Source organism: Phaeobacter sp. 11ANDIMAR09, assembly GCF_001294455.1.
In the GTDB taxonomy this organism is placed as follows: Bacteria; Pseudomonadota; Alphaproteobacteria; order Rhodobacterales; family Rhodobacteraceae; genus Pseudophaeobacter.
This window is the reverse complement of the sequence record NZ_LIKT01000004.1, coordinates 83,085-97,394: the sequence shown is the minus strand read 5'-3', so window position 1 is coordinate 97,394 and position 14,310 is coordinate 83,085. Positions and strand designations below refer to the sequence as shown.

Genomic DNA, 14,310 nt, shown 5'->3' with positions numbered 1-14,310 from the left:
AATCCGCCGCCCCTTTTGCCCTGCGCCCGGCAGGCGCAACAGCCCCTGCCCGTAGGATCTGGTTGGCATATCTGGCTTTGTGCCGAATCAAATCCTGCCTGCCCCGCCCCCGGCCAGGACCAGCCGAGGGGCATCAACGAGCCTGAAGAGAAATCAGCTCTCCAGATCGCTGGCCAGACGGAAGCCGATACGATTGGCGGGCACTTCTTGGCGGGGTTTTGGCAGAGCGCGCAGCATCACGTTCATCTGGCTCACATGCTGTACCAGCTGGGTCTTTCCACCCGTGCCATCGGTGCCATAGAAGGTCACGATATCAGGATCGTAATAGCCCATGCCCTCGATCCGCAGCACCCCGGCGTCGCCGCCAACAAAGCCCATGGCAACCTCGTGCTCGCCATCCAGCTGCTTCTCGAAGTTCTGGATGTAAAGGATCAGACGCTCATAGGCCCAGCGCGCCTGGCTCTTTCGCTCATCCGTCTTTTGCAGGGGCTCTGGCACTTCGGTCAGGCCATTTTTGGCCTCGGGGTCCGCGTGGACCTCGTGCACACAGGGCATTGCCGCGGCCTCAACAGCCTCGGCGCTGGTTGAAATCTTGTTGTCCATGGTCTCTCACTCCCCGCCATATTCTGGCCGGGAGCTGCCCCGGCACCTAGTCTTTGCTCTGATACAGCCAGGCCCCGTTGTCGCCTTTGATCCGGCTGACGCGACCTGTGCGGTACAGATGATTGACATGGGCCACCGCCTCGACCAGTGCAAGCCCATATTCACCCTCGCCAATCTTACGCTTGAACAGAGGCGCAAAACAATCGGCAGCGCTGCGGGGTTGATCCAGATGCCCCATCAGCCGCTCCAGCGCGCCGTGGTGATTGTCAATCAGCTGCCGCATCCGCAGCGGCAGACGGGTAAAGGGCAGCTTATGCCCGCCCAGGGCCAGGTGATCCGGGCGCGCCAGGGGCGCCAAACGTTCGCAGGCCTCCAGCCATTCCCCCAAAGGGTCGGCCATGGGTTCGGTGGCATAGACGCCGATATTGGGACTGATCGAGGCCAGAACCTGATCGCCGGTGATCACGAGATTGTCATCGCGACTCCAAAGCGTGACATGTTCGGGCGCATGGCCATTGCCCATATGCACATCCCAGTCGCGCCCGCCCATTCGAAACACATCATCCTGTTTGACGCGGGTAAAGCCCAGCGGCATCGGATAGACTGTATCGGCAAAATTGAAGGGCCGGTCTGCAACGCGTTTGGCATAGATCTCAGAATCCATCCCCGCAGTGCGGTAATAGGCCAGCGTCTCCTCGGGCCATTGCTCCTGCACATCGAGCGTCAGCATCCGGGCAAACAGCCAGGCGGTGCGGCTGGTCACCAGCTCGGCGCCGTGTTGCGACTGGAACCAGCCCGCAAGGCCGATGTGATCGGGGTGATGGTGGGTGCCAACAACCCGCGACACCGGCTTGCCCTTCAGGGGGCCTGCCATCAGCCCCTCCCAAATTTCGCGGCTCTTGCGGGTATTGAAACCGGTGTCGACCACGGTCCAGCTGTCGCCCTCGTCCAGAGCATAGATATTGACGTGGTCCAGCTTCATCGGCAGCGGTTGACGCATCCAGAGGACACCCTCGGCGACCTCTATCGCTTCACCCAGCGCGGGAGGTTCGGTCCAGGGGGTGCGTGGGCCTACTTCGGGAACACTTGCCATGATCAGCCCACCATTTCGTCAAGAGTAAGCGCCATAGTGCCGGCGGCACCTTCCTGCACATGGGTCAGCAGGCCCGCGTGTTCCGGTAGCATCCGTTTGATGTAGAAGCGCGCCAGTTTCTCGCGCGGGCCACCCTTGTCGGCGATGGCCGCCGAAAGGTGGTAATGCCCGCCCAGAACCCGGGCAAAGGCGCGCAGGTAGGGTGCTGCCCCGGCAAAGCGATCCTGCAGATTGTCCTGCTCCACCAGCCATTCGGTGGTTTCGCGCAAAGATTCGCAGGCCTGCCAGACCGCCTCGCCCATATTGGGGTGGGTCGCCCGCGCCCCCTCGGCCTGGGCTTCGATCTCGTCGATGATACGATGGGCCATATCGCCGCCGTCCATCATCTTACGCGCCACCAGGTCCATGGCCTGAATGCCATTGGTGCCCTCGTAGATCGAGGTCACCCGCACATCGCGCAAGAACTGCGCCGCGCCGGTTTCTTCGATAAAGCCCATGCCGCCATGCACCTGCACGCCGAGGTCCGCAATCCGAATACCGGTATCAGTGCCAAAGGCCTTGGCAATCGGGGTGAGGAAGGCCGCGCGGGTCTTCCAATCCCCCTCATCCGTGGCAGTGCCCATATCGATGGCATGGGCACAGGCCAGCATGATGGCGCGCGCGGCATAGGTATCGGCCTTCATCTCCATCAGCATGCGGCGCACATCAGCGTGATCGGCAATCACCCCCGAGGCGCTCTTGCCCTGTTTGCGCTCCAGCGCATAGGCAAGCGCCTGCTGATAGGCCGCCTCGCCGATACCGACGCCCTGGCCGCCAACGCCCAGACGCGCATTGTTCATCATAGTGAACATCGCCGCCATGCCGCCGTGTTCCGCGCCCACAAGCCAGCCCTTGGCGCCGTCATATTGCATCACGCAGGTGGGGCTACCGTGCAGGCCCAGCTTGTGCTCCAGGCTCACCACTTTCAGATCATTTGCCGCCCCCAGGCTGCCATCCGCATTGGGCAGATATTTGGGCACCAGAAACAGCGAAATCCCCTTGGTTCCCGGCGCACCATCCGGCAGACGTGCCAGCACCAGATGACAGATGTTTTCGGCAAAATCATTGTCACCCCAGGTGATATAGATCTTCTGCCCGGTCACCGCATAGGTGCCATCACCATTGGGCACGGCTTTGGAACTCAACGCCCCGACATCCGAACCGGCCTGTGGCTCGGTCAGGTTCATGGTTCCGGTCCATTCGCCGGAAATCAGCTTGGGCAGGAACATCTCCTTCAGCGCATCACTGGCATGGTGTTCCAGCGCCTCGATCTCGCCATGGCTCATCAACGAGGCCAATTGCAGCGCCAGACAGGCGCCCGCCATCATTTCATTCACTGCAGCGGTCACAGTTTGAGGCAGCCCCATGCCACCGTTTTCGGGGGAAGCGCTGATCCCGACCCAGCCGCCTTCCGCAATGGCCTTCCAGGCCTCCGGAAACCCGGGTGAGGTCCGCAGCACACCGTTTTCCAAAACCGCAGGCTGCAGATCCCCGCCCCGGTTCAGCGGCGCCATAACCTCATCACAGAGCTTGCCCGCCTCCGAAAGGATCGCCGCGACCAGGTCGCTGCTGGCCTCGCTAAAGCGATCGGTTTGAGCGACCTGATCAAAGCCAATCACGGTGCTCAGCAGGAATTCGTATTCGGATAGGGGGGCACGGAAGGTCATGGGCGTCCTCTTGGCGGCCTTGGGGATAATCGCGGACGCAGGCTTGGCATTGCCCAAACCGCCCGGTATGTCTGTGGCGCTAACTTTATAGCTGACCGATTACCTAACCTTCGCCCTCTTGCAATCAACCAAAACGCCGCGTCACCGAGAATGCCCCAGGATACCGCCCAAAATGCAACGCAAGTGCTGGACGCTTCGCCCGACGGGATTGCCCGTGCGGCACAGCTGTTGCGCCAGGGCGATCTGGTCTCCTTTCCGACCGAGACGGTCTATGGGCTGGGTGCCGATGCCCGACGTGGCGAGGCCGTGGCCGCGATCTATGCCGCCAAGGGGCGACCCAGCTTCAATCCGCTGATCGCGCATGTGGCCTCGGTTCAGGCGGCCAGGCGCTACGGTATCTGGAATGACTGGGCCGAGTGCCTGGCGCACGCCTTCTGGCCTGGGCCTCTGACGCTGGTGCTGCCGCTGAAGCCGGGGCATGGCATCTCCGAACTGGTGACGGCGGGGCTTGAGACGCTCGCGCTGCGGGTGCCGGCCCATCCCACTGCGCAGAAACTGCTGGCGGCACTGGACGGGCCGGTGGCCGCGCCCTCGGCCAACCCTTCGGGGCGCATCAGCCCCACCACGGCGGACCATGTTCTGGCGGGACTCTCGGGGCGGATCGCTGCCGTGGTTGCCGATGGCGCCTGCGCGGTTGGCGTGGAATCAACGATTTTAGGCCTGGCAGGGGACGCGCCCGTGCTGCTGCGCCCCGGCGGTCTGGCCGCCGAGGAGATCGAGGCGGTGCTGGGACAGCCCCTGGCGGGCCGAGACCTCCATGACCCCCTGACAGCGCCCGGCCAGCTCTTGTCGCATTATGCGCCACAGGCGCGGGTGCGGCTCAATGCAACCCTGCCCCGCGCGGGCGAATGCTACCTGGGATTTGGCCCCTACCGTGGCGCCCGCGCCAACGATCTCAGCCTCTCTGACAGCGGCGATCTGGCGGAAGCGGCTGCCAATCTCTTTGGCCATCTGCACCACCTGGATGCCCAAGCCATGCCCATTGCCGTGGCCCCCATCCCCGAGACCGGCCTTGGGGTCGCCATCAATGACCGGCTGCGCCGCGCCGCTGCGCCCCGCGATGCGGTGTTACCAGAGCAGCGCTAAGCGGTAGGTCGGCATCACGCCGTGCCGGCACTGGCCGAAAGCGACAGGGGATCAATCCCCAGCGAGCCCAGCGCCGCGCCCCATTTTTCGACATCTGGTGTTTCAAAGATCAAGGCATCTGTGCTCTCAGTCGTCAGCCAGCCATTGGCGATGATCTCCGCTTCCAGCTGCCCCGGCCCCCAACCGGCATAGCCAAGCATGATCAACAGCTTCTCCGGCCCCTTGCCCTGGGCGATATCCTCCAGAATATCCAGCGTCGCCGTCATGCTATAGCCCGGTGGCACCTCTAGTGAATTGATGCTGGATTGATAGTCCTTTGAGTGCAGCACAAAGCCCCGCTGGGTCTCCACTGGCCCACCAAAGCGGATCGCCTCTGCCCCTTTGTCCGGGTCGAGTACCGGAATCTCCAACTGCTCCAGCAGGTTGCCCAGCTGCACCTCTGGCGCGATCTTGTTGATGATCAGCCCCATGGCACCTTCGTCGCTATGCGAGCACAAAAAGATAACCGAATGCTCAAACCGAGGATCACCAATGCCCGGCATTGCGATCAATAGCTTCCCGGTTAGATCCATAATCTGCCCTTTCCTGTGGTCACAGCGATGTCCTGTCACCAGCATGACGCGCCGCTTGCCAAGGTGCAAGAGGCGCGCGGTGATGCGGTCACATCACCGCAGTTCAGCATTTAACCAGATCGTGACTTGGCAATTGCCCTGCAAGAGGCCATTTATATTCCCATGAATGAATGTAGCCCCACTCCCCTCTCGGCCAGCCCTGCCGAAAATCCCTCCACGGGCCTGGGCCGCAACCTGTGCACCGGCCTGGGTGCAGGGGTGGCTGCCAGCCTTGCCGCGCTGGCCTTGGCACTGGTCCCGCAGCTGGCCACAGCCCAAAGCGCCCTGCCAACCAGCATGGATGATTTGGTCCAGGTTGAGATCCTGGATGGCGGTCTTGCCTCGGACGGGAGCTATATCGGGGCTCTGCGCCTGACCCTTCAGCAAGGCTGGAAAACCTATTGGCGCGCCCCCGGCGAGGCCGGCATCCCGCCGCGCTTCACCTGGCGCGGCTCGCGCAATGTGGGTGAAATGTCGATGACCTGGCCCGCACCAGAGGTCTTTTCCACCTCTGGCTATCAAACCATCGGCTATCATGACCAGCTGGTGCTCCCCATTCGGATCACTCCCGAAAAGCCGGGCCGCCCGGTACGCCTGAAAGGGCGGATGGAGCTGGGCATCTGCAAGGATGTCTGCGTGCCCTCGGAGCTCTCCTTTGATCACCAGCTTGATTCTGGCGCCACGCGAAACCCGGCGATTGTAGCGGCCCTGGCCAGCCGCCCCTATTCCGCCCGCGAGGCCGGGGTCTCGGCCAGCACCTGCCGCCTGAAACCAACCCAATACGGCATCGAGGTCGAAGCCCGTATCACCATGCCCAGCGCCGGCGGCAAAGAGGTCGCGGTGATCGAATCCGGGTCCCCGCATGTGTTTGCCGGGGCCACCACAACCGCGCGCAGCGGCAAGACCCTGGTGGCCAAATCGGAATTACTGCCTGCGCGGGCAGGCAGCCTGCCTGCGGTGGATCGCTCGCAATTGCGGATCACCATACTGGGTCAGAACCACGCGGTGGATATCTCCGGCTGCACGGCCGGCTAGCAGCGCAATGATCCCAACATGACTGAAATCCTCCCCGCCCGCCCCGTTCTGGGGGCAATCGCCATTGTCTATCACCAGGACCAGGTCATTCTGGTGCAGCGCAAGACCCAGCCCAATGCGGGCTGGTGGGGGTTTCCAGGCGGACATGTGGAGATGGGCGAAACCGCCCTGCAGGCCGCCACGCGGGAGCTCTATGAGGAAACAGGTGTACAGGCCCGAGCAATTGACTATCTGACCAATATCGACGTGATGCTGCGGGATGGCGAGGGCGCGGTGCAAAAGCAATACCTGCTCACCGCAGTGCTTTGCGCCTATGAAAGCGGCTCCCCCGTCCCGGCTGATGATGCGCTGCAGGCTTGTTGGCTGCCCGTCGAAGGTCTGGAGGACAGCGGGCTGGAGCTGATTGATCAGGTCGCAGAGGTTGCCCGGCTTGCGCGCCACACAATGCGCAAGGCCAGTGACAAGGCCTGAGCCCTAGGCCGCCCGGCGTCGCCGCAGCCCGTAGGCCAGCGCCGCGCCAAGATAGGCCAGAAGCGACAATACCGCGATACCCGCCAGTGCCAGCAAAAGCCCCGCCCGCACCGGTTCCATCCCACCAAGACCCGGCAGTGCCGCGGCGAGTGCCGGGTGCAGGGCTCCGGTTGCCATCGCACAGCCCAGGCTGCCCCCGAGCCAGAGCACCTGCGCCACACCACTGCCGATCACCAGCCAACGCAGCGGGTTTGCCCTCCCGCGCAGCGCCCGACGCAACGCCGTCACCGGCCGCGCCATGTCCCGCTGGATCGCCACCAAAGCCGGCACAACCAACAGAACCAGCAACATGCCAAAGCCCAGGCCATAAACCAGGGTGATCACCGTAGGTTTCAGGAACTGCGCCTGTTGCGAGCTTTCATACATCAAAGGCGCCAGCCCTAAGACCGTGGTCAGGGTCGTCAACATCACCGGCCGCAACCGATCCGCCGCTCCGTCAATGATTGATGGAACCAGTCCTCGGGTTTCGGCATATTCATCGATGGTGGTGACCAAAACAATGGAATCATTGATGATGATCCCCGTCATCCCCAAGAGACCAATCACCGTGAACATGCTCAGCGGCACGCCCCAAAGGTAGTGCCCCCAGATGGTGCCCACCAGCCCAAAGGGAATGATCGCCATGACCACAAGGGGCCTGGTCCAGCTGGCAAAAATCCAGGCCAGCACCAGATAGATCCCCGCCAGGCATAGAATCAGCCCGGTGCGCGCATCATTAAGGAACTTATCTTCCTGCTCGCTAAGGCCTGAAAGACGCCATTCCACCTGACGGCGGCTGGCGATATTGGGCAGGATCTCTTCCTCCAGTGCCTTGCCGATATCGGCGGCACGGGCGGGATCATCCTCTGAGATATCCCCGGTGACGCTGATCAGGCGAATGCCGTTTTCCCGCCGCACGGTGGAAAACCCGGTGCGCTGACTGACCGAGACGATATCAGAGAGCGGCACATAGATGCCGCCGGGGCTGCGCATCAGAGTGCGTTCCAGGAAATCCGCCGTGAGCTCATTGCGGGGCAGTTCCACCCGGATTTCGGCGCTGCGCGGCCCATCGGGATAGGTCGCCGCCTCAATTCCATTCAGTCGTGCGCGCAGCGCCCGCCCCAGGGTGTCGATGGTAAAGTTCAGCGATTGCCCCTGTGGAGTCAGCTCCAGCACCACCTCTTCTTTATCATAGGCGAGGTTATCCTCTACCGCAGAAACCTCGGGGTAACGCAGCAGAGCGGTTTTCAGATCCTCCGAGGCGGCTTTCAGGGTCTGCACATCGGCGCCATAAAATTGCACATCCAGCGCGTCGCCACCGGGCCCCGAACGCCAGCTGCGAAAACTGACGGCTTCGGCCAGCGGGTGGTTTTGCACCTCCTCCTGCAGCTCTGCCACAAAGGCAAAGCTGGAGTACTCAGGCCGCAAATCCGCGTCGATCAGTTCGATCGAGATGCCGCCCAGCAGATCCTTATCCTTGGCATCCACCCCAGACATGCCGCGCCCGGCATTGCCGCCGACCTCGGCGATGACAAAATCCACCGGGTTGATGCCACCATAGCGCCCTGCAAAAGAGGCCCCGGTGGCGGCGGTGGCGCGCTGCATCTCCGCCATCATCGCCAGGGTATCGGCGCGGGTGGCGCCTTCGGCCATGGCAAAGTTACCGGTGACAGAGCCACGTTCCGGCGCGTTGAAAAACCGCCACTTCACGTCGCCGCCAATGAACAGCGCCATCTGGCTGGCCAGAATGGTTACGGCGCCGGCCAGCACCACATAGCGCGCCTGTACCACCAGCGACATCAGCGGGCGGAACAGATGGTCCCGGCACCAGCGAAAGCCGCGGTTGACCATGCGGTTGGGCCAGTCATACCAGTGATCCTTTTGCGCATGGGTCAGCGCATGGGCCATGTGATGCGGCAGGATCAAAAAGCACTCCATCAAAGAGGCCGCCAGCACCGCAATCACCGTAAAGGGGATGTCGCGGATCAAATCGCCAAAGCGCCCGCCAATAGCCGTGAGCCCAAAAAAGGCAATGATGGTGGTCAGCGTGGCGGCAAAGACCGGCATTGCCATGCGCCGAGCGGCATTTTCCGCCGCCTGCATCGGGGTCTCACCTAGGCGGCGCACCCGGAAATCGGCGTGCTCGCCCACCACGATGGCATCATCCACCACAATGCCCAGGGTGATGATCAGGCCAAAGAGGCTGATCATATTGATGGTGATGCCAGCGGCATACATCAGCGCTACGGCGGCAAACATCGCCGCCGGAATACCCGCCGCCACCCAAAAGGCAATACGGCTATTGAGGAATAGGAACAACAGGGCCAGCACCAGCCCAAGCCCCATCAAGCCGTTGTCGATCAGGATATTCAACCGGTCGGAAATGGCTTCAGCGCGGGTGCGGATCAGCTCGGCCTTGACACCCTGCGGCAGGGTGGTTTGCAGGGCTGCAACCACCTCCTGCACCTGGGTCTGAATGGCAATGGCATTGCCCTGATCCGAACGGTCCACCCGGATCGACATGGCCGGGTTCTCCCCGACAAAATAGGATCTGTTCCGGTCCACGCCTTCGCGGGTGACCTGCGCCAGATCGCCAATGGTCAGCACCGAGCCATCCGCCTGGGTAAGCAAGACAATGCCTTCGATCTCTTCCGGGCTGCGCTTTTCGCGTCCCGTGCGCACCCGGGTATTGGCCCCGGTGACATCACCAGCCGGATCTGCGTCCACCTCGGCCGCGATGGCGCTGGCGATATCGCTCATGGTGATGTCATGAGTGATCAGGCTGTAAGAGGGCACCTCGACCAGGGTCTGCGGCGCGGCCAGGCCGCGAATGGTGGTGCGGGTAACACCCACCTCAAAGAGGCGCACCACCAGTTCATCAGCAAAGAGCCCCAGCTGCTCGGGGGCCAGTGGTCCCGAAATCACCACATCCGTCACCCGATCGCGCCAGGCGCCGCGTCGCACTGTGGGGTCATCCGCCTCTTCTGGCAGCGTGGTGATGGTATCCACTGCGGATTGCACGTCATCCGCCGCCAGCGCCATATCCCAACCGGGTTCAAAATCCAGTACAATCGAGGCGGTACCTTCACGCGAGGAGGCGCTGCTTTCCTGCACCCCGTCCACAGCCAGAAGCGTCGGCTCCAGCACCTGCACGATGGCCCCGTCCACATCCTCAGGCCCGGCCCCGTCCCAGGTGACATTCACGGTCACAGACTCAACAATGACATCTGGGAAAAACTGCGCCCGCATCTTTGGGATCGCCGCTGTGCCCAGCAGCAAGAGCACCAGCAACAACAGGTTGGCGGCGGTGCGGTGGCGGGTGAAATAGCTCAGCAAACCGCCAGCTGGACGAGACAGATCACGCATGGATTATCCCCCCATCCGGGCTTCGATCCTATTGACCAGCTTGGCCGGAACCTGCGCCTTGGCCAGGGCCGCCAGCATCCGCTCCTTGGCGGCTTCTGGCAGACGGGCACTGCCTTCGATGGCGGCCACCAGTTTGGCGCGACGCTCCTCCGAAAGCTCAATCATTTCAGGCACGGGTACCGCAGCGGCTTCTGCGCCTCGATGCAGGGGACGCACCCGAATACCAGCCCCCAAGAGCGGCGTACGCCCGGTGACCACCTGACGTCCCGCAAGCCCAGCGCCCCGGATCAGCACATCATCGCCCTGTCGGCGCATCAGCTCGACCGGCAAAGCCTCCAGTCGATCCTCCGCGCTTAGTACCAGAACGGTCCCGTCAGAGCCCAGCGCCGAAGAGGGCACCCGCGCCACGGCCCCAAGCGGTGGCTCACTCACCATGACGGTAACAAAATCGCCCGGTTTGAACCCCGGGGTCAGATCCAGACTGGCATAGAGCAGACGTCCGGTCTGCCCATCGCCCACTGCACCACTGGCGCGCGACAGCTGACCGTTTGCCTCGAGCCCGGCACCGGCCGCATCCAGCGTCACCCGCACGGGTGCCTGGGTCAGATGCCCCTCTGCGCCCAGCAAACGCGCATATTGCAGGGTGGAGACACGAAACACCGCCTCCAACTGATCGGCATCGACCAGTTCCGCCAGTTTTTCATTGGCTGAGACCAGGCGTCCCTCTACCAGAGTCACGGCCTGAAGCGTGCCATCAAAGCGGGCGCGCAGGGTGGTATCGGCCAGGTCGCGGGTGGCGGTATCCAAAGCGATCTGGCTGCGTGCAACGCGGGTTGCGGCCTGATCAACCCGGGCTTCGGCCTGGCTGACCGCCTGACGACGTGAAATCACCGATTGGCGGGCCTGCACCGCTGTCAGCTCAGCGGCCTCAACCGCCGCCGTGGTGCCGACGCCACGCGCCTGCAGATCCAGCTGGCGCTGATGCGCGCGGGCGCGCAGCTGCGCCTGATCCTGGGTTGCTTCCAACTCGTCATTGGCAAGAATGAGATCCCGGCCCGCGTCACGTTCTTCGGCGCGGGAATCCAGCATGTCCGCCTCCGCCTCTTCCAAAGCCGCCTGCGCATCTGATGGATCAATCTGCATCAGAATCTCGCCTGCGCGCACCACGCCGCCTTCTTCAAACCGATCCGACAGCTGGGTGATCCGCCCTCCCTGGGCGCTGCGCAACTCCAGCGTGCGGCGGCTTTCAACCCGGCCAAAAGCGATCAGCTCAGGAGTGATCTCTGCCAGCTCAGCGGTGACAAGGTTCACTGCAAAAATGCGTTCGCGCACTGGGGGCTTGCGGGGCTCGGCATTCATCCGCGTCTGCACAGCCCCAATGACCATCTGCCCCGCATAGAGCATCAGCGCAGCCGTAACCGCAGCCAGAAACAAACCCGTCAAACTATGCCGCAAAAAGCGCATGCTCTGTTCCCTTTGGTGGCCGGGGACCTCCCCGTGCTACCTTATCAATTTAGCTCTTGCACCAAAGACGGCACCGCACCGGGAGCGCTCCCGGGGCAGTAACCATTGGCAGATATCACTGAACATAGTGTTCGTCTTGATGTTTTACACGCGCAGCAGCGTCACTTCCGTCGCTGGGTTTCGGTCAAACGTGGCATTATTTCCACAAAATTGCAGGGGCGGTGGCGATAATCGAGCTGAAAGGCCAGGATTTCATCCCAACCATCCTTGCAGGCCCCAGGGCTGCCCGGCAAGGCAAACAGATAGGTGCCGCCCGCTACGCCGCCCGTAGCACGGGACTGCACCGCCGAGGTGCCGATCTTTTTCATCGATACGATGGTGAAGACAGTGCCAAAGGCCTCGATCTCTTTTTCATAAACGTCGCGATGCGCCTCAACCGAGACATCCCGCCCCGTAAGCCCGGTGCCCCCCGTTGAGATCACCACATCCACCTCTGGATCAGCGACCCAGGTCCGCAGTTGATCTGCGATCTCTGCGCGCTCATCCGGCATGATCTTACGATCCGCCAGGACATGCCCCGCCGCCTGCAGCCGATCCACCAGCACCTGGCCCGAGCGATCCTCCTCGAGGCTGCGGCTGTCAGAAACGGTGAGAATGGCGATACGAACCGGAATGAACTCCATGGTTTCATCGATACGTGACATAGCAGACCTCATGTCTTTTGCAAAAGCGCGAGCCTGAGAGCCAGCCCCGCAAATATTCCCGCCGAGATCCGGCCCAGCCAGATGCCCGCGCGCGTGCCCGGTGCCAGAAGCCGCCCGGCTGCACTGCCAAAGACTCCAACCAGCCCATTGATGACAAAGCCGCCCAGTGCCAGCACCAGCCCAAAGATCAGGAATTGCCCCAGCACCGGCCCGGCCTCCGGCACCACAAACTGCGGCACAAAGGCCAGAACAAACAGGATCACCTTTGGATTGGTGAGATTGACCCAGAACCCAGCGCGAAAGCTATGCGCTGCGGGGGGCTGGGGCATATCCGTTGACGGCAAGGGCGCCTTTAACGCGCTCCAGGCCAGATAGAGCAGATAGGCAACGCCAAGCCAGCGAATAACATCAAACAGCGCGGGCTGGCTGTTCACCACCGCCCCGAGCCCCAGCCCGGCCAGCGCCACATGCACCATGCCCCCGGCAGAGATCCCGGCACTGGCCGCCAGCGCTGATCCGCGCCCGCCCCGTAGCCCCTGGCCGAGACAGAACATCATATCGGCGCCGGGTGTCAGGTTCAGGGCCAGCGCCGCCGGGACAAAGGCGAGCAGGGTAATCGGATCAATCATGGTGTGATCTCAAAGAAGCTAGGCTCCGGGCCCAGGTTTGCCGTCACAGTGCGATCAAGCTGACCGCGAAACCCCCAGCTGTCGTGAATATGGCCAAAGAGCGCCAGCTGCGGCTGCAATCGTTCCACCGCCTGCAGGATCGACTGCGCCCCGACGGAGAGTCCGGTCGAAGTTTCATCTCCCTGACCCTTGGGCGGGGAATGGCAGACCAGGAGATCGGCGCGGGTGCAGCGCGACAAAAGCCGCTCGGCTTCTTTTTCAGACAGGTCAAAGGACCAATCGCCAAAGGGCGTTTCAGGCACCCCTCCGCCCAGGCCAAAGATCTGCAGCCCTTCGATATCCAGCGCCTCACCGTGCAGCACATGCATGCCCGGCAGGGCGGCCGCGCGCAGTTCCTCGGCGCTTTCGGCATTGCCCGGCACGGTGATCAGCGGCTTTGTGATACCCGCCAAAAGCGCCATGGCCCGGTCCAGGCCCTTGCGATGGTTGCAGAAATCCCCAGCGCCAATCACCAGATCCGCCTGCGCGCTGGCTGCAACCAGCTCTGCCGCATGGGAGGCACTGAGGTGCAGATCGGAGAAGGCCATAATTTTCATCTGAGAGTAATCCCTAGTTTGCAGAGCCCAGCCGCGCCTTCAGCTCCAGCAGATCCGCCCAGGCGGCGCGTTTTTGCTCGGGCTGACGCAGCAGATAGGCCGGGTGGAACATTGGCAGCACAGGCTTGCCCCAGGCCTCGGCCCAGGTGCCGCGCAGCCGGGTGATACCGCGTTTGCCCAGCACCGCCTGACAGCTGATATTGCCCATCAGCACCAGGACCTCCGGCTGGGCAAGTTCCACATGGCGCTCCAGAAAGGGCAGCATCATGTCGATTTCCTCAGCACTGGGATCGCGGTTTTGCTGCGGCCGCCAGGGCAGCACATTGGTGATATAGACGTTTTTGTCCCGTCCCAGATCAATGGCGTCAAGCATCCGGTCCAGCAATTGCCCCGCCGCGCCAACAAAAGGTTTGCCCTGCTGGTCTTCTTCGCGCCCCGGCGCCTCGCCGATCACCATCACCCGCGCCCCCGCCTGGCCATCACAAAAGACCAGATTGCGCGCACCCATTTTCAGATCGCAATGGCGGTACGCAGCCATGGCCGCCCGCAGCGAGGGCAGCTCGGCGGCGGCGGCGGCGGCTTTGCGCGCCTCGGCCACGGGATCCACCGGTTTTGGCTTGGGCGCAACTGGCGTCGGCATGCCCGGTTGCTGGCCTGGCTGCGAGCCAGAGCCCTGCCCCGGCTTTTGCGCGCCTTTGGAGGCTGGAGCAGGCAGCTCATAGCGGTTCACCGGCGCTTCACACAGAGCCTCGGTGGCGCCAAGCTCCACCTGCCATTCCAACAGCGCTTTTGCGCTCCAATAATCCAATGCCGATTCCATGGCCTAAGCTACCCTGCCGCGCGACCA

At 62.8% G+C, this 14,310-nt stretch carries 13 protein-coding genes; 3 read left to right on the top strand and 10 right to left on the bottom strand.

Features of this window, described 5'->3' with window-relative positions:
• Positions 1-153: 153 nt before the first annotated feature.
• The 3 genes from AN476_RS04725 to AN476_RS04715 are packed head-to-tail and all read right to left on the bottom strand — an operon-like array spanning position 154 to position 3,402.
• Positions 154-603 carry a DUF6173 family protein gene (locus tag AN476_RS04725; RefSeq protein WP_054459830.1) on the bottom strand — a complete coding sequence of 150 codons (450 nt, stop codon included), beginning with the start codon at positions 601-603 and terminating at the stop codon, positions 154-156.
• 46 nt (positions 604-649) lie between these two features.
• Positions 650-1,696: an MBL fold metallo-hydrolase gene (locus tag AN476_RS04720; protein WP_054459829.1), complete on the bottom strand. Its 1,047-nt coding sequence runs from the start codon at positions 1,694-1,696 to the stop codon at positions 650-652.
• 2 nt (positions 1,697-1,698) lie between these two features.
• Positions 1,699-3,402 (bottom strand): acyl-CoA dehydrogenase, encoded by a 1,704-nt coding sequence (locus AN476_RS04715; protein WP_054459828.1) that lies wholly within the window; start codon positions 3,400-3,402, stop codon positions 1,699-1,701.
• A gap of 150 nt (positions 3,403-3,552) precedes the next feature.
• Between AN476_RS04715 and AN476_RS04710 the strand changes: the two genes are divergently transcribed.
• Entirely contained in the window at positions 3,553-4,548 is a 996-nt protein-coding gene (locus AN476_RS04710) for an L-threonylcarbamoyladenylate synthase (protein WP_054459827.1), read from the top strand.
• A 14-nt stretch (positions 4,549-4,562) separates the two neighbouring features.
• Here AN476_RS04710 and AN476_RS04705 read toward each other — a convergent pair whose 3' ends face one another.
• Entirely contained in the window at positions 4,563-5,120 is a 558-nt protein-coding gene (locus AN476_RS04705) for a YqgE/AlgH family protein (RefSeq protein ID WP_054459826.1), read from the bottom strand.
• Between the two features lie 162 nt (positions 5,121-5,282).
• On the opposite strand from AN476_RS04705, the gene AN476_RS04700 reads away from it, so the two are divergent.
• Complete coding sequence (locus AN476_RS04700; protein ID WP_083464243.1) at positions 5,283-6,194, top strand: protein-disulfide reductase DsbD domain-containing protein; 912 nt, start codon at positions 5,283-5,285, stop codon at positions 6,192-6,194.
• 18 nt (positions 6,195-6,212) lie between these two features.
• Positions 6,213-6,665, top strand: a complete 453-nt coding sequence (locus AN476_RS04695) for an NUDIX hydrolase (protein ID WP_054459825.1) — start codon at positions 6,213-6,215, stop codon at positions 6,663-6,665.
• Between the two features lie 3 nt (positions 6,666-6,668).
• Here the strand turns inward: AN476_RS04695 and AN476_RS04690 are convergent, their stop codons facing one another.
• The 6 genes from AN476_RS04690 to AN476_RS04665 form a co-directional block, all read right to left on the bottom strand.
• On the bottom strand, positions 6,669-10,070 hold the full coding sequence (locus AN476_RS04690) for an efflux RND transporter permease subunit (protein WP_054459824.1): 3,402 nt from the start codon (positions 10,068-10,070) through the stop codon (positions 6,669-6,671).
• Between the two features lie 3 nt (positions 10,071-10,073).
• The gene (locus tag AN476_RS04685; RefSeq protein ID WP_054459823.1) at positions 10,074-11,534 is read right to left on the bottom strand and encodes an efflux RND transporter periplasmic adaptor subunit; all 1,461 of its coding nucleotides are present in this window, start codon (positions 11,532-11,534) and stop codon (positions 10,074-10,076) included.
• Positions 11,535-11,695: 161 nt separating this feature from the next.
• Positions 11,696-12,238: a molybdenum cofactor biosynthesis protein B gene (moaB, locus tag AN476_RS04680; RefSeq protein ID WP_054459822.1), complete on the bottom strand. Its 543-nt coding sequence runs from the start codon at positions 12,236-12,238 to the stop codon at positions 11,696-11,698.
• Positions 12,239-12,246: 8 nt separating this feature from the next.
• A complete protein-coding gene (locus AN476_RS04675; protein ID WP_054459821.1) occupies positions 12,247-12,867 on the bottom strand; it encodes a LysE family translocator in 621 nt (206 codons plus the stop codon).
• Entirely contained in the window at positions 12,864-13,463 is a 600-nt protein-coding gene (locus tag AN476_RS04670; protein WP_054459820.1) for a metallophosphoesterase, read from the bottom strand. The genes AN476_RS04675 and AN476_RS04670 overlap by 4 nt, the downstream gene beginning before the upstream one ends.
• 13 nt (positions 13,464-13,476) lie before the next feature.
• Positions 13,477-14,283 carry a uracil-DNA glycosylase family protein gene (locus AN476_RS04665; RefSeq protein ID WP_054459819.1) on the bottom strand — a complete coding sequence of 269 codons (807 nt, stop codon included), beginning with the start codon at positions 14,281-14,283 and terminating at the stop codon, positions 13,477-13,479.
• Positions 14,284-14,310 lie beyond the last annotated feature (27 nt).